The following is a 17,342-nucleotide window of genomic DNA, read 5'->3' as shown; positions in this document are numbered from 1 at the left end:
TGGATTCAGCCTAGCGCGGCGTAGAGACACTGGACCGCCGTCGCGTTCTTTATCCACATAGGCCGAAACAAGCGCTGCTATAGCCCATGCACGAGCGTTAGTGTGGCCTCAAAGCTACTGAGGGGAAGCACTATGAGCGAGCAAGTAAATACCGCCGATCTTTACGACGAACGCGGCGAGGAACTTGAATCCATAGCCGTCCAGTTTCAAAACCTGGGTGGGCGCACCCACTTCAGCGGGCCGGTCCGCACTATCCGGTGCTTTGAAGACAATGCACTGGTGAAAGCCGTCCTCGGCACTCCCGGCGAAGGGGCCGTTCTGGTCATTGACGGGCAGGCGTCGCTTCGGACTGCTCTCATGGGAGACATGATTGCCGAAAGCGCGGTGGCCAACGGCTGGTCGGGTGTGGTGATCAACGGAGCTATCCGGGACCGCGAGGCCATTAGCCGGCTGCCGCTGGGCGTCAAAGCCCTGGGTAGCAACCCCAAGAAGAGCGCCAAGACGGGCGTAGGTGAAGTGGACGTTCAGCTGGTGATCGATCGCGTCCGCATCCAACCCGGAGTGATGATCTACTGCGACCCGGACGGCATCCTGGTGGAGCGCTGACCCTTCCCTCGTGGACGACTTAGACGGAAAGTGGAAGAAATATTCTCCCTTCGGGAATCAACTGGGCCGTAAGATAGTTACTGAAAGCAACTATCCTGCTTAATCCACTTTTCTGCCACCTCTGGAGAAGATATGTCCAAAACCACGCCCGTTCGGGCCGCCGGTGAGGTCCTGACCCATCGTCAGACCCTCACCGTCATGGTGGGACTCATGCTCGGCATGTTCCTGTCCTCGCTGGACCAGACCATCGTGTCGACGTCCATCTACACCATCGCCAACGACCTCGATGGCCTCTCGCTCCAAGCCTGGGCCACCACCGCGTACCTCATTACCTCAACGGTCAGCACACCCCTGTACGGCAAGCTCAGCGATATCTTCGGACGACGCCCGCTGTACCTCGTGGCCATCGTAATCTTCCTGGCAGGCTCTTTGTACGCGGGATCGGTGCACTCCATGACCGAACTGGCCATCGCCCGCGGCATCCAGGGCCTCGGCGCAGGCGGCTTGTTGGCGTTGGCCCTCACCATCATCGGCGACATCGTCGCTTTGAAGGACAGGGCTAAGTACCAGGGCTACTTCATGTCCGTATTCGGCATCTCATCTGTCTTGGGGCCGGTCATTGGCGGCGCCTTCGCTGGTTCAGCCAACATTCTCGGCTTCGACGGCTGGCGCTGGGTCTTCTTCATCAACCTGCCTATCGGACTCGCGGCACTCGTCGTGGTCTTCATGTACTTGCACCTGCCAGCGCGGCACGTGAAGCAGAAGATCGACTACTGGGGCGCCGCCGCAATCACACTGGCCATTGTTCCGCTGCTGCTGGTCGCAGAACAGGGCCGTACGTGGGGTTGGGCCTCCGCCGGATCGTGGCTCTGCTATGGCCTCGGCATCATCGGCATCGTCGCATTCCTGCTCGCTGAGAAGCGCGCTGGAGACTACGCCCTGATCCCTCTGCGCCTCTTCAAGAACATGACGTTCGGGCTGTCATCGCTGCTGAACTTCATCATCGGCATCGGCATGTTCGGCGCCATCGCCATGCTGCCCATGTACCTGCAGCTAGTGAAGGGGCTGACTCCTACCGAGGCCGGCCTCATGATGATCACGTTTACCGTGGGCATCCTGTTCGGTTCCATCTCTGCCGGCCGCACCATTTCGTCGTCGGGCGTCTACAGAATCTTCCCGATCATGGGCACGGCTACCTTGGCAGCTGCGGCTACCGTCATGGGCCTTGTGCTTGGCGTCGACACCGGTCTGTGGGTTCCCGGCCTGATTGCCGTGTTCTTCGGCGTTGGTTTGGGCTTCTGCATGCAGCCCCTTACCCTTGCCATGCAGGTTTCGGTTCCTCCCAAGGACATGGGCGTTGGTACCTCCACAGCGGCGTTCTTCCGTTCCATGGGTGGTGCCGTGGGCACGGCAGTGTTCATCTCCATGCTGTTCAGCACTGCTGCCGATAAGATCGCCGACGGCATGAAGACAGCTGCGGCCAACCCGGACTACCAGGCCGTCATGCGGGATCCCGCAGTAGCCTCGGACCCCGCGAACGCCAAGCTGTTCGACTTCTTCAAGAACGGCGCCAATAACGAGTCCCTTAACGACACCAGTTGGCTCCACACAGCCAACAGCACGCTGACCAGGCCGATCACCGAGGGCTTTGCCCAGGCGATCGACATCGTCATGCTGACCGCAGCCGGGCTCATGATCATTGCGTTCCTGATCAGCTTCGCATTGCCGAATAAGAAGCTCACGGACCCGAAGGCTGCCGCCAAGGAATCGGTGTCCGCACACTAGGCAGCGACTCGCTCCAAGCACCATGAACAATAAAGGCAGGCAGTCCACGGACTGCCTGCCTTTATTGTGTGAGCCCGGCCAGTCCACTCTCGATAGTGCGTTCAACTAGTTGCGCCAAAGTTCCCTCTTTTCACGCACTTGGCCCCGCGGAGGGCCCGCTCAGCCAACTCACAGCGGCCGAACAGACTTCGATGCGTTAACAACGTGAATACATGTCACGTCGGTCACTTGACTGGAACTCGGCCGATATGACGTGCCACACTGTGTAGCGCGAGTGCACCGGCGTCCCCGTCGGAACAGCCGACGACGTCCCTGCACTCCGATCCCACACCACAATCCCCCAAGGGAGTCCCATGTCCAGTTCCAGCACCGAAGGCGCGCCCCAAGTCTCCCGGAAGGTGATCGGCCTGGCCGTTGCCGGCGCGGTGGGCGGCTTCCTCTTCGGCTTCGATTCTTCCGTGGTCAACGGCGCCGTGGACGCGATGGCCGACGAATTCTTCATGAGCGAGGCCTTGACCGGGTTCGCCGTCGCCGTCGCTTTGCTGGGTTGTGCCGCAGGCGCCTACCTGGCCGGCAAGGTGGCCGACCGCTATGGGCGCATTCCCGCCATGAAGATCGGCGCGCTTCTCTTCCTGGTGAGCGCTGTTGGAACGGGCCTCGCGTTCAGTGTTTGGGACCTCATCTTCTGGCGCCTCGTAGGCGGCCTCGGAATCGGGCTTGCCTCGGTAATCGCTCCGGCCTATATCTCCGAAATCTCCCCGCGGCACGTGCGCGGACGTCTGGCATCGCTCCAGCAATTGGCCATCACCACTGGTATCTTTGCAGCGCTGCTTTCCGACGCAGTGCTGGCCAATTCGGCCGGCGGCGCGGATGGCACCCTGTGGCTGGGCATCGAGGCGTGGCGCTGGATGTTCATCGCCTGCGCTGTTCCTGCAACTGTGTACGGGTGGATCGCCTTCCGCCTGCCCGAGTCGCCGCACTTCCTGGTACTCAACGGCAAGGAAGATCAAGCCCGCACCATCTTCAACAAGCTGATCCCGGGCGACGACATTGAACGGCACATCCGTGAGATCCGCGAATCCATTCAGCAGGAGAAGCTCTCCACCAAAAAGGGCTCGCTGCGCGGCAACAGGTTCGGCCTCCTGCCCGTGGTGTGGATCGGCATCATCCTGTCCGTGCTGCAGCAATTCGTCGGCATTAACGTGATCTTCTACTACTCCACCACGTTGTGGAAGGCCGTCGGATTCCAGGAGAAGGATTCCCTGACGATCTCCGTCGCCACGTCGGTCACCAACATCCTGGTGACCCTCGTAGCCATCGCACTCGTTGACCGCATCGGCCGCCGACCCATCCTCCTGACCGGCTCCATCGGAATGGCCGTATCGCTTGGCGTCATGGCCTTGGCCTTCTCCTCAGCGACCGGCACCGGCTCGGAAATTTCGCTGCCCGGCGCATGGGGTCCTGTGGCCTTGGTTGCCGCGAACGTGTTCGTCATCAGCTTCGGCGCCTCATGGGGTCCCCTTGTGTGGGTGCTTCTGGGCGAGATCTTCCCGTCCCGCATCCGCGCCCGCGCCCTTGGACTGGCCGCCGCAGCACAGTGGATCGCCAATTTTGCGATCACTCTCAGCTTCCCCATCATGGCGGCAGGCTCGCTGCCGCTTACTTACGCCATGTACGCAGCGTTCGCCGCGGCGTCGTTCTTCTTTGTGATGTTCAAGGTTCCTGAGACGAATGGCATGTCCCTCGAGCAGGCCGAAACACTGTTCGTCCCCAAGGGCGCACCCGTGGCGCCGCTGCCAGTCGCCTCAGACGAACCCAAGTAATTGCGCAACCCCAGGTAGTACACAACGAGCCCCGCGGATCTCCGCGGGGCTCGTTTGCTTAAGGCGCAACCCTTACACCAGGTGCGGCTCGTGCGACCTCAGGTAGCTGCGGCCTCCAAAAGCAATGAGGATCGCAATCACCATAGCCACTGCGCCAGCGAAGAACGGCACCTGCGGTCCGAAGTGCTCGCCAAGCTGGGCTGCAGCGAATGGTGCCAACGCGCCGCCCATCCAGCGCACAAAGTTGTAGCCGGCCGATGCGACAGGACGCGGAGAATCAGACACGCCCATGGCCAGTTCGGTGTAGACCGTGTTGTTGATCCCCAGCAGGGCACCGGCCACGATGACAAGGACGACGACGGCGGTCACCGAGTGCCCGGCGGCCAGTCCCAGCCCAATCATGTCGAGCATGAGGACGGCCAGGGTGCCGGTCAGGACCTTCACTGCACCGAAGCGCTTCTGCAGGACGGGAGCGACGAAGACCGAGAACACGGCAACAGCAACGCCCCAGCCGAAGAAGACTCCCCCGATCCCGTAGGCGTCCATGCCCAGGATGAACGGGGTGAAGGCGAGGATGGTGAAGAATCCGTAGTTGTAGAAGAGGGCACTGGCTGCTGTGGTTCGGAGTCCCTTGTGCCCGAGTGCCAGGAGCGGATCCCTGAGGCGGGATTTCCTGGCGGGAGCGGGTGTCTTTGGCAGCAGTGCCAGCAGGGCGATGAACGCTGCCGCCATCAGGACAGCGGTGCCGAAGAACGGTGCTCGCCACTGCCAGCCTCCCAGCAGGGCACCGAGCAGTGGGCCGAGCGAGATACCCAGACCGAGGGCGGCTTCATAGAGAATGATGGCCGTCCCGGTTCCACCACTGGCCACACCTACGATTACCGCAAGTGCCGTGGCCACGAACAGTGCATTGCCGAGTCCCCAACCGGCGCGGAACCCGACCAATTGTTCAACGCTGCCGGAAAGGCCGGACAACGATGCGAACACCACGATGATGGCCAGGCCGATCAGCAGCGTCTTCTTGCCACCGATTCTTGACGACACGAAGCCACTGATCAACATGGCGATGGCCGTCACCAGGAAGTAGCTGGTGAACAGCAGCGACACTTCACTGGTTGATGCCTCAAGGTTCTTGGCTATCGCCGGAAGGATGGGATCCACCAGCCCGATGCCCATGAACGCGAAAACGGCCGCGAGGGCGGTGGCCCACACCGCTTTCGGCTGCTTGAGGAAGGAGGCCTTCTCAGCCTCCAGAGTGGTTTCGATGGTTGTTTCGGCGCTTGCTGAAGCGTCAGCCAACTGGCGTGACATTCAATGGCTCCTTGTCGGTGCTGGTTTTCTGGTTGTGCTGGATTTTCTTAGTTCTGGAATGAGCTGTTGAGTTTGGCGATCACGGGCAATGCCGCGGCGAGCTGCTCGATTTCGTCGCTGGTGAGGTCCTGAAGGAGTTCGGCCACCATCGCGTTGCGCCGCTGGTTGGCAGAATCGACGGCGGACGTCCCCGCTTCGGTGATGACCACCTGGACTGCCCGGGAATCGTCGGGATCCTGCTGGCGGGTAACCAGGCCGGCTCGCTCAAGCTTGATGATTTGCTCAGTAGCGCTCGGGACTTTGATACCCAGGTTCTTGGCGATGTCGCCCACGCGAAAGCCGTCGTCGGAGATCATGGACAGCAGGCTGAGCTGCGCGGCCGTAAGGTCACCTTCAGGATCAAGACGTCGGAACATGTACACGCCGAGACGCAGTGACTCGCGAAACTCCTGCGCGAGGTCAAGGAGCCGGGGATCAAAGGTGTTCATATTTAGGCAGCCTAATAGTTAGGGTACCTAATAGTCAAGCCTGGCCGGTGCAGTTGGTCCGCGTCTGTGGCCCGGTGGCGCCGGAGCTTTTGATGTGTAGGTGTGGCCGGTTGGTGTGCGAATTTCAAGGGTGTGCACACCCTCGGGCAACGACTGGGCCGCCCAACCAGGGTTTTCCTTGGTGTGGTTGCAGGCTTCGCAGAGTCCTGCACTGTTGGTCACAGTGGTGGTACCACCTGATTGCCACGGGACGATGTGGTCGATATGCCTAATGGGCGCGTCGCAGTAGGGCGTACGGCAAGTATCGTCCCGGACTTCGATGAAACGCCTCAATCTAGGCGGGAAGAGTCGCGCCTTGGAGTCCATGGTGATGAGCTCCCCGGTGGACGGTGCTGTGTAGAGGCGGCGAAGCCACACGGTGAACTCGGGATCCTTCGTTGGCAACGGACTACCGCCCGCCGCATACGGCCTCCTTTCACCAGGCTCGTCAAAGGCAGCCCCTCCGGCGCCAACCAAGGCTCTCGCCCATGCCGCCGGGACGATTCCGTAGCCCTTGAGACGAGCCGGCTCACTGTCCCCTTGGAACAGCGCGCGGTCCGTCATGATGACCTCAAGGTCGACACCACTGATTCCGCCGCGCCTGCCGGTAATGCGTTCGACGAGGGTGTCTGCCATAACCTGGCCCCTGTTCCGTGATTCACCAGCGGAACGTACAGAGTCCGCCTTCCGGGTGAGTGCGGCATACACGGCAACCCCTTGGGCGACAGGAAGCAGGGCGGTCAGGTATGTCATGGCGTCCGGCGCGGGGCGCAGGCTGACGTTCCGCTCCGTGGCAGCGTGACTGGCGCGCTGGGCAACGGTACGGGGATCGCGACGATAGGCGGCGGCTTTCGCTGCGGCGATGATGGCTTTGTCGCCGACACCATCGAAGGTGCCGGCGTCAGGTGCGAGTTCCTCGTCCACGGCGCGCCGATCCTCCAAGGAGAGGCAGGCCGTCTCTTTCACGAGCAAGGTGGCGCGCCATTCATTGAGCTGTCCAGATTCCAAGGCAGCCATGGTGCGCGGCATCTCCGTCACTAACGCTTTGGCCAGCCCGAGGAGACGCGAGCCGCGACTTGGTGATCCACGACGCGCCAACGCGATCTCCGCGCCCGAACCCTGCCCTTGCTCAGAGGTGGGAATGCCAGCCGACGCTTGCTCGCTGCGACGCGTGAGGTCGAAGGCTACGGCCGCCCGGGCCTGGACGCTTGAGATAGCCGACTTCAGATCCTCTAAACCGCGCAGCTGATCAATCAACTCACCACAGGTCGACCCAAGGCAAAGGGCCCTCAGCAGCCCCATGAGAGCGGAGACGCTGGGCGCGGAGCTGTCAGGCTGGGGCGCCATCAGCAGGGCATGTGAGTCCGAATCAATCGCTTGCCGCTCCCGAATCTTCTCCATGGCCCAACTCTTCCAGCGGGCCAACGGCCCCGTAAGGCCGGAATCTGCCTATGTGGAAAACGTAAGCCGAACCACCGCGCCCCGGCTCAGAGCGTCAGCTTCATTCCCTCATGACTCGCGACGAAGCCGAGCCGTGAGTAGAAACGGTGCGCTGCCACACGGGATTTGTCGGTCGTCAGTTGCACCAGCGAGCAGCCCCGCTCGCGCGCCTGGTCGATAGCCCACTCGATCATCAGCGCCCCAACACCCTGGCCGCGCAGCACGTCCGACACCCTGACGGCCTCGATCTGCGCCCGCCAGGACCCCTTGCGGGACAACCCCGGAAGGTAGCTGAGCTGGAACGTGGCAACAACATCCCCGGCGAGTTCGCCGACCACCAGAAGGTGGGCCGGATCGGCGTCGATCGCGTCAAAAGCCCGCTCGTAGGGCGCCAGGTCGTCGACGCTCTCGCGGGTGGCACCCAACTGATCGTCCGCCAGCAAAGCGAGGATCCGAGGCAGGTCGCCCTTGCGGGCCCGCCTCAGGCTGAACGTGCCAGGTTCGACGGCGGCAGTCATCAGGGCGGGTGCGGTACCAGATTCCGTAGTCACCATCCCAGCATGCCATTGTGGCTGGAACTCAGTATTGCTAAGTACCGGTACTTAGTTCTACTATGTAGTGGTAGCTAGTAATACTGAGTAGTGAGGGAGGTGTCCAATGGGCAAGCAAATGACGGAGATGCTCAAAGGCACATTGGAGGGCATTGTCCTGGCCCTCCTGACCGGAAAGGCAGCGTATGGATACGAGATCACCACGCTGCTCCGGGAGCAGGGCTTCACCGAGATCGCTGAGGGCACCGTGTATGCCCTGCTGGTCAGGATCGAGCAAAAGGGGCTGGTGGACGTTGAAAAGCGGCCATCCGAAAAAGGGCCGCCCCGCAAGGTGTACACGCTCAACACACAGGGCGAAAAGGAACTGAACGAATTCTGGAACACATGGAGCTTCCTGTCCGGACGGATTGAAGAGCTCCGCAAGGAAGGAAAATAACATGGCAGCAAAATGGATCGAGCTGGTCACCGGATCACTCGAGCAGAAGAAGCAGTACAAGCAGGCCAAAGCACGGCTGGACGCCCTGCCCGAGCCGTACCTCACCGTAGCGACCGCCTTCAACAGGTACTTGATGTATTACGGCGGCGTCACCGAGGGAGACACCATGGTGCAGATGTTCACGGACCTTGCCGACCTCTGGGAACGCGCAGCAATCGATGGCACGCCCGTAAGCGAAATCGTCGGCGAGGATCCCATCGAGTTCGCCGAGGCCTTTGCCCAGGCATATGGCGGCAAGCGCTGGATCGACAAGGAACGCGAGCGCCTCACCAAGGCAATCGACAAGGCAAAGGAGGCTGAATCATGACTGCAACGGCAATCCGGGTAGAGGGCATTGAGAAGTCGTATAAGGATCTCCACGTCCTGCGCGGGGTGGACTTCGAGGTAGCGTCAGGCAGCATTTTCGCCCTTCTCGGCTCCAACGGAGCGGGCAAGACCACCATGGTGAAGATCCTGTCCACGCTGCTCAAAGCGGATGGCGGTTCGGCCGCCGTCGAGGGTTTTGACGTGGCTGCGGAGCCGCTCCAGGTAAGGCAGTCCATCAGCCTCACGGGTCAGTTCGCCGCCGTGGACGAGGTCCTGTCCGGCAAGGAGAACCTGATCCTGGTGGCGAAGCTCCGTCATTTGAAGGGCCCTGGGCAAATCGCGGATGAGTTGCTGGCGCAGTTCAGCCTCACCGACGCCGGGGCCCGCAAGGTAGCGACGTACTCCGGCGGCATGCGGCGTCGCTTGGATATCGCCATGAGCCTGATCGGCAATCCGAAAGTGATCTTCCTGGACGAGCCGACCACCGGTCTGGACCCCGAGGCCCGCCTGGAAGTGTGGCAGATCGTCAAGAACCTCGCCCACCAAGGGACCACGGTACTGCTCACCACGCAGTACCTCGATGAGGCTGAGCATCTCGCAGACCGCATCGCCATCCTCCACGAGGGCCGCATCATCGCCAACGGCACCCTCGCGGAGCTCAAGCAGCTGCTGCCGCCGGCCAAGATCGAATACGTCGAGAAGCAGCCGAGCCTGGAGGACATCTTCCTGGCCCTGGTGGGAAGTGGCGGAAACGTCCCAACCGATAACAACGAGTCAGTAAAGGACAGGTCATGAACACCCATTTCTTCGCAGACACGTCCGTGCTGCTGGGCCGCTCCATGCGGCACATCTTCCGTAGCGTTGACACCATCATCACCACTGCGATCACCCCGATCGCCCTGATGTTGCTCTTCGTCTACGTATTCGGCGGAGCCATCAGGACCGACACCGAGAACTACGTGAACTACTTGCTCCCGGGCATCATGTTGATCGCGATCGCTTCCGGTATCGCTTACACGGCGGTCCGCTTGTTCACTGATATGCAGAGCGGCATCTTCGAGCGGTTCCAGTCCATGCCCATCGCACGCTCCTCGGTTCTCTGGGCGCATGTCCTGACCTCCTTGGTGGCCAACGGACTATCACTGGTGATCATCGTGCTGGTGGCGCTCCTCATGGGGTTCCGGACGTCGGCCAACGTGCTTGATTGGCTGGCCATCGCGGGAATCCTGGCACTCTTCACCTTGGCGCTTACGTGGATCGCCATTATCGCCGGACTCTCCGCGAAGTCCGTGGACGGCGCCGGCGGGTTCTCCTACCCGCTGATCTTCCTGCCGTTCATCAGCTCGGCCTTCGTCCCAACGGAGACCATGCCTGGCCCGGTCCGCTGGTTCGCCGAGAACCAGCCGGTCACCTCCATCGTGAACACCATCCAGGATCTGTTCGCGCAGCGTCCGGTGGGCGGAGACATCTGGGTTGCCCTGGCTTGGTGCTTGGGGATCCTGGTCGTCTCCTACGCCTTCGCAACTGCTGCTTACAAACGCCAGATCGCGTAGTTTCCGCAGCCTGAACTCAGCGTCAGAGAAGGCCTAAGCTCCCCCTCAACCAGGGCGGGAGCTTTCGCCATTCAGACGGATTCGCCATTTGTCAGACATTAGCTATAGCTTTATCGAACAGATTTGTAACGGCCGTCACTATTGTGGCGGGTCCTTCGAAGGGTTCTTGAACTAATGTCCGACCAGACAACACAGGGGCAGCTCCGCGCCTCCAGCAGGGACAGCGAGCCCCACCTGTCACGCTCGCTCAGCAACCGCCACATCCAGCTCCTGGCCATCGGCGGCGCCATCGGAACGGGGCTCTTCATGGGCTCCGGCAAAACCATCTCCGTTGCCGGTCCCTCGGTGATCTTCGTGTACATGATCATCGGCTTCATGCTCTTCTTCGTCATGCGGGCCATGGGCCAGTTGCTGCTGTCCAACCTGAACTACAAGTCCTTCAGCGACTTCGCGGGCGACCTCCTCGGTCCCTGGGCCGGGTTCTTCACCGGCTGGACCTACTGGTTCTGCTGGGTAGTCACCGGTGTTGCGGACGTCATCGCGATTGCGGGCTACGCCAACGAACTCTGGCCGGGAATCCAACTCTGGATCCCGGGCCTCGCCACCATCATCATCTTGCTGCTCCTCAACCTCCCCACGGTCAAGGCCTTCGGCGAGACCGAATTCTGGTTCGCACTCATCAAGATCGTGGCCATCGTGGCGCTGATCGTCGTAGGCCTGGTCATGATCTTCACCGGCTTCCAGTCCAACGCAGGCACCGCGAGCTTCACCAACCTCTGGAGCCACGGCGGGTTCTTCCCCAAGGAATTCATGGGATTCGTGGCCGGCTTCCAGATCGCCGTCTTCGCCTTCGTCGGCATCGAGCTGGTAGGCACCGCCGCAGCCGAAACCAAGAACCCGGAGCACAACCTCCCCCGCGCCATCAACGCCATCCCCCTGCGCGTGATGCTCTTCTATGTAGGCGCGCTCATCATCCTCATGTCGGTCACCCCGTGGACCGAGTTCAAAGCCGGCCAGAGCCCGTTCATCGCCATGTTCTCCCTGGCCGGCCTGGGTATGGCAGCCACCGTGGTCAATCTGGTGGTGCTCACCTCAGCCATGTCCTCGGCCAATTCCGGCATCTACTCGACCTCCCGCATGGTCTACGGCTTGGCCAACGACGGCGACGCGCCCAAGCTTTTCGGCAGGCTCTCCAGCCGAAAAGTACCCCAGAACGCACTGTTCCTGTCCTGCGTTCTGCTGCTGGCCGGCGTCGCGCTTCTCTACGCGGGCAAGGACGTTGGCGTCGCGTTCGATATGGTGACCACCGTGTCCGCGGTCTGCTTCATGTTCGTGTGGTCGATCATCCTGGCCAGCTACCTCGTGTACCGCAAGCGCCGGCCAGAGCAGCACGCGGCCTCGCCATTCAAGATGCCCGGCGGCATCCCGATGGTATGGGTGGTCTTCGCGTTCTTCGCGTTCCTGGTCTGGGCGCTGACCACGCAGCCTGACACGCTCACTGCCCTTCTGGTGACGCCCATCTGGTTCGCGATCCTCGGCATCGCCTATGCCGTGGTCCGCAAGACACCCCTCCACCAGGCCCGCGTGGCCGAGTGGAAGGCGATGTCCGAGGCGGAAACCGCGGCAGCGCGCTAACGCCCAAAACAAGTGAAGCCCGACGTCGCAACCCAGCTTGGGGGCCGACGTCGGGCTTTCTTTGTACAACTGAAAGCGTCAGGCGAAGTACACGCCGATGCGGTTGCCGTCGATTTCCTCGATGCGGATGTCGATGTCGTAGACGTCGTGCAGCATCCCGGCGCGCATGATCTCCGAAGGCGTGCCCTGATGGATGAGCCGGCCGTCCTTCATGGCCAGGATGGTATCCGAGTAGCAGGACGCAAAGTTGATGTCATGGACCACCAGGACAATGGTCTTCCCGAGCTCGTCCGCCAGCCGGCGCAGCAACCGCATCATCTCCACGGAGTGCTTCATGTCCAGGTTGTTCAGCGGTTCATCAAGCAGCAGGTATTCGGTGTCCTGAGCCAGAACCATCGCGATGTACGCGCGCTGACGCTGACCGCCGGAGAGCTCGTCCACGAATTTGTCGGCCATGGACGTGAGGTCCAGCTGTCGGATGGCCTCGTCCACGTGTTCAAGGTCCTCCACCGTGGGCCTGCCGCCGCTGTGCGGGAAGCGGCCAAAAGCCACGAGGTCGCGGACCGTGAGCCGCATGGTCAGGTGGTTTTCCTGCCGCAGGATGGCCATGGTCCTGGCCAGTTCCTTGCTGGGCGTCGCTGTGACATCCAAGCCAGCCACCGACACTCCCCCGGCGTCCATGGGCTGGAGACGACTGATCAACGAGAGCAGCGTGGACTTGCCCGCACCGTTGGGGCCGATGATGGACGTGATGCCGCCGCGAGGGATCTCGCAGCTCACGTCGTCCAGCACAGTGGTGCCGCCGTAGCGCTTGGTCACGTTCCGGACGGTAATCATGGGCAGACCCCAGTCATTTCAGTGAGCCTTTCAGCAAGAGGTAAAGGAAGAGGATGCCGCCAGTGAACTCGATGATGACGCTCAGCGCCGTGGCGAAACCGAAGACGCGCTCCAACAGCAATTGGCCACCCACCAACGCAATGGCACCGATCAGCACCACGATCGGCAGCAGCCAGGCGTGCCGGAAACCGCGGCAGAGCTGGTAGCCGAGGCTGACCACCAGGAGCCCGAAGAACGTCACCGGCCCCACCAAGGCGGTGGAAATTGCCACCAGCAGCGAGCACGCGAGCAGCACCCGCATCACCACGCGCTTGTGGTCGACGCCTACGTTGATGGCCACTTCCCGGCCCAGCGCCAGCACATCCAGGGTGTGCCGCATCCGCCACACCCCAACGCACACCAGAGCGATCAGCACCGCGGAAACACCCAGCAGGCCGGGATCCACATTGTTGAAGCTGGCAAAGAACAGGTCCTGCAGGATGATGAATTCGCTGGGTTCCATCAGCCGCTGCAAGAGCGAGGAAAAGCCACGGAACAGTGTCCCCAGGACGATCCCCACCAACAGCAACAGGTGCAGGGATCGCGTGGCGCCGGTGAACATCCACCGGTACAGGAAGGCGCTGAAGCCCACCATCAGGAGGATCTCGAGCCCAAATTTCAGCGTTGACGGAGCCGTCGCCAACGTCGCGGCACCCGCCACGAACGCCAGCGCGGTCTGCACCAGGATGTACAGCGAATCGAACCCCATGATGGACGGCGTCAGGATCCGGTTGGCCGTCACGGTCTGGAACAGCAGCGTGGAAACCCCCACCGCGATAGCCACCAGCAGCATCGCGGACACCTTGATGGCCCGGCGGGGCAGGATGTAGGCGATGTTGCCTTTGAGGTCGATTGTCAGGAAAACGGCAACGAGCACGACGGCGGCAATCGCCAGGATGCCGATCACCAGTCCCGGCGGGGTGCTGCGGATGGCCTCACGCCAGCGGGTGCGGGCGGACAGACGGGGTGCGGTCAGGAGCGCTTCAGGCATTGCGTTTCCTCAACAGCAGGAAAAGGAACAGGATGGCGCCCAGCACGGACATGACCATGCCGACGGGCACTTCATAGGGGAACCGGATGGTCCGGCCGATGATGTCGCAGACCAGCACGAACGCGGCTCCGAACAAGGCGGTCCACGGAACGGCCCGGCGGAGGTTGTCTCCGAACAGCAGGGACACGATATTCGGCACCACGAGCCCCAGGAAGGGAACGGCGCCAACCGTCGTGACGACAACGGCGGAGATCAACGAAACGATCATCAGGCCGAGCCGCATGGTGCGCGCGTAATTGAGGCCGAGGTTGGTGGTGAAGTCCTGGCCCATGCCGGCCACAGTGAAGCGGTCGGCGGCAAAGAGGCCCACAAGGACAAGCACAGCCACGATCCACAGCAGTTCGTACCGTCCGCGCAGCACGCCGGAGAAGTCGCCGATCATCCAGTTGCTCAGTGTTTGGAGGAGGTCGAAGCGGTAGGCAAAGAACGTGGTGACGGCTGCGATGATGCCGCCCAGCATGATGCCCACCAGGGGAATCAGCAGGGTGTTGCGGGCAGGAAGCCGGCGGAGGATCGCCAGGAAGAGCGCGGTGCCGAGTACGGCGAACACAGAAGCCACGATCATTTTGGTGAGGATCGGTGAGTCAGGGGCAAGAACCGTGACTACCAGGATTCCGAGCGTCGCTGATTCAACTGTGCCCACGGTGGAGGGCTCCACGAACCGGTTCCGAGCCATGAGCTGCATGATCAACCCGGCAACGGCGACGGCCATCCCGGCCAGCACCACAGCAACGGTGCGCGGCACCCGCGACACCCAGAAGATTTCCCAGGCACCGGCGTCGTTCGCCATCAAAGCAGACAGGGAAACATCACTGACACCCACGAAGATGCTGCCCACGGCGATCACCAGCACAACGACAGCCGCCGCAACCAGTCGGGCGGTCTCGCCAGTCCGGTTGCGGCGTGCTGGTGCCGCGGGGCGCACGGCTGTAGTTGTCACGTCAGAACTTCAGGTAATGCGGGATATCAGGCGACGGAATCGGCCACTGCGGTGACCATGGCCTGGACGTTGTTCAGGCCATAGCCCACGAGGTACCAGCCGGCGGGATCCAGGTTGACGATCTTGTTGTTCTTGGCTGCGTTGGTGGACTTCACCAGCTCGTTGTCCAGGATCGGGTTGGCTGTGGAGCCTGCGGTGCCGATCGCGGTGTCGCGGTTGATGACGTAGAGGATGTCCGGGTTGGTTTCCTTGATGTATTCAAAGGAAACGGCCTCGCCGTGGGAACCCTCGGCTTTGACGTCGGCAGCGGTGGGAACGCCCAGGACGTCGTGGATGATGCCGAAGCGGGAACCCGCCCCGTAAGCGGTGACTTCGCCACCGGAAGTGAGGACAATCAAGCCCTTGCCGGCGGTAGCTGCCTTGGCCTTCGTGTCGGCGATGGTCTTGTCCACCTCGGCGAGCTTGGAAGCGACTTCGTCTTCCTTCTTGAAGATCTTACCGAGCTTCTCCGTCTGGGCCTTGAAGCTTTCCATCGGCTTCGCGGCGTCAACCGAGAGGTCGATGGTGGGGGCAATCTTGCTCAGTTCCTCGTAGGCGCCGGCAGTGCGGCCGGAGATGATGATGAGGTCCGGCGCTGCGGAGCTGACGGCTTCGAAGTCCGGTTCCTTGAGCGAGCCGACCTTGGCGTACTTGGCCTCGGAAAACTTCTTCAGGGCCTCCGGGTAGCTGGCCTCGGGAACACCGGTGGGCTCGACGCCGAGTGCGTTCATGGTGTCCAGGACGCCGAGATCGAAGGTGACAACCTTGGCCGGATTGACGGGAACGTTGGAGGTGGAGCCCTGGGCGTGCTCGATGGTGATGGTGCTGGCTTCTTCCGGCTGCGAGGACGCCGTCGCGCCGCCTCCACACGCCGTGACGGTCAGCAAGGCAGCGCCTGCAGCCAGTGCCCCAATGTAGCTCGACAGCCTCTTTTTCACGCCAGTACTCCACTCACTAATAAGTCATAGATGTGTTGCCTAATTGTTTTTGACTCTATTAGTAAGGTGAGGCTAACTTCAAAACCGAAAGGCCCTCCGATGGGCAAAAGTGAGCAAACTCACTGGTTTTTCTCCTGCCGGAGACCAAAACCCTCCCCACCCCTGTCCACGCCCTGCTGCAACTCGACGCGAAAAGGCCCGACGTCGGCGCCCGGGTGAGTGGCGACGTCGGGCCTGTTTGGAGACAGTGAGAGACCGTCCGCCTGATCGAGCCGTTCCGTGAGAGAAGGTCAGCCTGAAGGGGGCAGAAGGTGAGAGAGGGTCAGGCCTCGGCCTTGCGGTCCTCCACGAGCTTTTGCAACGCCGGGAACAGTGGGTGCGCAGGCGTCAGTTCCGTGATGCGTTCGACGGCGGCAGCCGCGTCCATCTCCGACAGCATCCTTGCGAGCTCCACGGCTTCGTCATCGGCACCGTCGTCGAAACGAAGGGCTGCAGACATGGCCTCGAGCAGCGCTACCGGAGTGACGCCACGCTCGGCGAGCTCAGCCGCGGGGCCAACGAACCGCTCGTGCCGGCCGAGCTTCCGCAAGGGCGCGCGGCCCACGCGGTTCACGGTGTCCGGCAGGTGCGGGTTGGTGAAGCGGGACAGGATCTTCTGCACATACGCTTCCTGTTCCGCCTCCACGAACCCGTGCTTGGCCACCAGAAGTTCCTTCGTTTCCTCCAGCACAGCCCGGACCTTCGCAGCCACGGACGGATCGGCCATGGCGTCGGAGATCTTCTCAAGACCGGCCTGGTAACCGAAGTATGCCGCCGAAGCATGGCCCGTGTTCACCGTGAACAGCTTGCGCTCGATGTACGGGCCCAGCTCATCCACGAAGGTAGCCCCGGGAATGCTCGGCGCATTGTCGCCAAAAGGCGTGCGATCGATAACCCACTCATAGAAGGTCTCCACCGTGACGTCCAGGCCCTGGCCCGGCGCCTGGTTGGGGACAATGCGGTCCACTGCGGTGTTGGCAAAAACAGCGACGGCGTCCAGGTCGCCTGCCGAATCGTCCCACGCCGCACGGATCTCCGTGTGAAGGAGGTCCGTGGCGTTGATGGCGTTCTCGCATGCCATGACCTGAAGAGGTGGCAGATCCACCGGTCGGGCAGCCAGCCCGCGGGCAATCACGGGCGCCACGAACTTCAGGATGTGCGGCCCCACGGCAGTGGTGACCACGTCCGCCGTCGAGATTTCCTCAACAACAGCAGCTTCCTGCGAACCCGAGTTGAAGGCACGGAAACCGGTGACTGTCTTGACCGCCGGGTTCTCGCCTACCTCGTGGACGTCGTAGCTGCTGGCCGAGGCGAGCTGGGTGATCAGCGCGTCCGCAACATCCGCGAACACCACCTCATAGCCGGGGTGGTGGGGGAGCACCCCCACCCCCCCCCCCCCCCAGGGGGGAGCGCCCAAAATGACGGG

Annotated in this window: 17 protein-coding genes; 8 read left to right on the top strand and 9 right to left on the bottom strand. The window is 62.1% G+C overall.

Translation table 11 applies throughout. The features are described from left to right. Nucleotides 1-132: 132 nt before the first annotated feature. From rraA to LN996_RS10015, 3 genes are all read left to right on the top strand, one after another. Nucleotides 133-606, top strand: a complete 474-nt coding sequence (rraA, locus tag LN996_RS10025) for a ribonuclease E activity regulator RraA (protein ID WP_231340242.1) — start codon at nucleotides 133-135, stop codon at nucleotides 604-606. Nucleotides 607-738: 132 nt separating this feature from the next. Continuing rightward, entirely contained in the window at nucleotides 739-2,391 is a 1,653-nt protein-coding gene (locus LN996_RS10020; protein WP_231340241.1) for an MDR family MFS transporter, read from the top strand. 353 nt (nucleotides 2,392-2,744) lie between these two features. Next, nucleotides 2,745-4,214, top strand: a complete 1,470-nt coding sequence (locus LN996_RS10015) for a sugar porter family MFS transporter (RefSeq protein ID WP_231340240.1) — start codon at nucleotides 2,745-2,747, stop codon at nucleotides 4,212-4,214. A 72-nt stretch (nucleotides 4,215-4,286) separates the two neighbouring features. Here LN996_RS10015 and LN996_RS10010 read toward each other — a convergent pair whose 3' ends face one another. From LN996_RS10010 to LN996_RS09995, 4 genes are all read right to left on the bottom strand, one after another. Beyond that, nucleotides 4,287-5,525, bottom strand: coding sequence for an MFS transporter (locus tag LN996_RS10010; protein WP_231340239.1), 1,239 nt, complete (start codon nucleotides 5,523-5,525; stop codon nucleotides 4,287-4,289). Nucleotides 5,526-5,572: 47 nt separating this feature from the next. Then, nucleotides 5,573-6,013 carry a MarR family winged helix-turn-helix transcriptional regulator gene (locus LN996_RS10005; RefSeq protein ID WP_231340238.1) on the bottom strand — a complete coding sequence of 147 codons (441 nt, stop codon included), beginning with the start codon at nucleotides 6,011-6,013 and terminating at the stop codon, nucleotides 5,573-5,575. 27 nt (nucleotides 6,014-6,040) lie between these two features. Beyond that, entirely contained in the window at nucleotides 6,041-7,354 is a 1,314-nt protein-coding gene (locus LN996_RS10000) for an HNH endonuclease signature motif containing protein (RefSeq protein WP_231340287.1), read from the bottom strand. Between the two features lie 185 nt (nucleotides 7,355-7,539). Further along, nucleotides 7,540-8,046 carry a GNAT family N-acetyltransferase gene (locus tag LN996_RS09995; RefSeq protein ID WP_231340237.1) on the bottom strand — a complete coding sequence of 169 codons (507 nt, stop codon included), beginning with the start codon at nucleotides 8,044-8,046 and terminating at the stop codon, nucleotides 7,540-7,542. A 103-nt stretch (nucleotides 8,047-8,149) separates the two neighbouring features. On the opposite strand from LN996_RS09995, the gene LN996_RS09990 reads away from it, so the two are divergent. The 5 genes from LN996_RS09990 to cycA all read left to right on the top strand — a co-directional run bounded on the left by LN996_RS09990 (nucleotide 8,150) and on the right by cycA (nucleotide 12,033). Continuing rightward, on the top strand, nucleotides 8,150-8,479 hold the full coding sequence (locus LN996_RS09990; RefSeq protein WP_141283837.1) for a PadR family transcriptional regulator: 330 nt from the start codon (nucleotides 8,150-8,152) through the stop codon (nucleotides 8,477-8,479). A gap of 1 nt (nucleotide 8,480) precedes the next feature. After that, a complete protein-coding gene (locus LN996_RS09985; protein ID WP_231340236.1) occupies nucleotides 8,481-8,846 on the top strand; it encodes a DUF1048 domain-containing protein in 366 nt (121 codons plus the stop codon). Beyond that, nucleotides 8,843-9,640 carry an ABC transporter ATP-binding protein gene (locus tag LN996_RS09980; protein ID WP_231340235.1) on the top strand — a complete coding sequence of 266 codons (798 nt, stop codon included), beginning with the start codon at nucleotides 8,843-8,845 and terminating at the stop codon, nucleotides 9,638-9,640. The genes LN996_RS09985 and LN996_RS09980 overlap by 4 nt, the downstream gene beginning before the upstream one ends. Then, nucleotides 9,637-10,398, top strand: coding sequence for an ABC transporter permease (locus tag LN996_RS09975; RefSeq protein WP_159706508.1), 762 nt, complete (start codon nucleotides 9,637-9,639; stop codon nucleotides 10,396-10,398). The genes LN996_RS09980 and LN996_RS09975 overlap by 4 nt, the downstream gene beginning before the upstream one ends. Nucleotides 10,399-10,572: 174 nt before the next feature. After that, complete coding sequence (gene cycA / locus LN996_RS09970; RefSeq protein WP_231340234.1) at nucleotides 10,573-12,033, top strand: D-serine/D-alanine/glycine transporter; 1,461 nt, start codon at nucleotides 10,573-10,575, stop codon at nucleotides 12,031-12,033. A gap of 78 nt (nucleotides 12,034-12,111) precedes the next feature. On the opposite strand, the gene LN996_RS09965 is transcribed toward cycA, so the two are convergent. The 5 genes from LN996_RS09965 to LN996_RS09945 all read right to left on the bottom strand — a co-directional run. Beyond that, complete coding sequence (locus tag LN996_RS09965; protein ID WP_231340233.1) at nucleotides 12,112-12,870, bottom strand: ABC transporter ATP-binding protein; 759 nt, start codon at nucleotides 12,868-12,870, stop codon at nucleotides 12,112-12,114. 13 nt (nucleotides 12,871-12,883) lie between these two features. Next, entirely contained in the window at nucleotides 12,884-13,900 is a 1,017-nt protein-coding gene (locus tag LN996_RS09960) for an iron chelate uptake ABC transporter family permease subunit (RefSeq protein ID WP_231340232.1), read from the bottom strand. Next, a complete protein-coding gene (locus LN996_RS09955) occupies nucleotides 13,893-14,900 on the bottom strand; it encodes an ABC transporter permease (RefSeq protein ID WP_231340231.1) in 1,008 nt (335 codons plus the stop codon). Before LN996_RS09955 ends, LN996_RS09960 begins: the two co-directional genes overlap by 8 nt. A gap of 26 nt (nucleotides 14,901-14,926) precedes the next feature. Next, complete coding sequence (locus LN996_RS09950) at nucleotides 14,927-15,877, bottom strand: siderophore ABC transporter substrate-binding protein (RefSeq protein WP_231340230.1); 951 nt, start codon at nucleotides 15,875-15,877, stop codon at nucleotides 14,927-14,929. Between the two features lie 322 nt (nucleotides 15,878-16,199). Next, the coding region (locus tag LN996_RS09945; protein WP_374202216.1) for a mannitol-1-phosphate 5-dehydrogenase at nucleotides 16,200-17,342 on the bottom strand (1,143 nt) is incomplete at its 5' end.

The organism is Arthrobacter sp. AK01, from assembly GCF_021109375.1.
Classification (GTDB): Bacteria; Actinomycetota; Actinomycetes; order Actinomycetales; family Micrococcaceae; genus Arthrobacter.
This window is presented reverse-complemented; position numbering and strand designations above follow the sequence as displayed.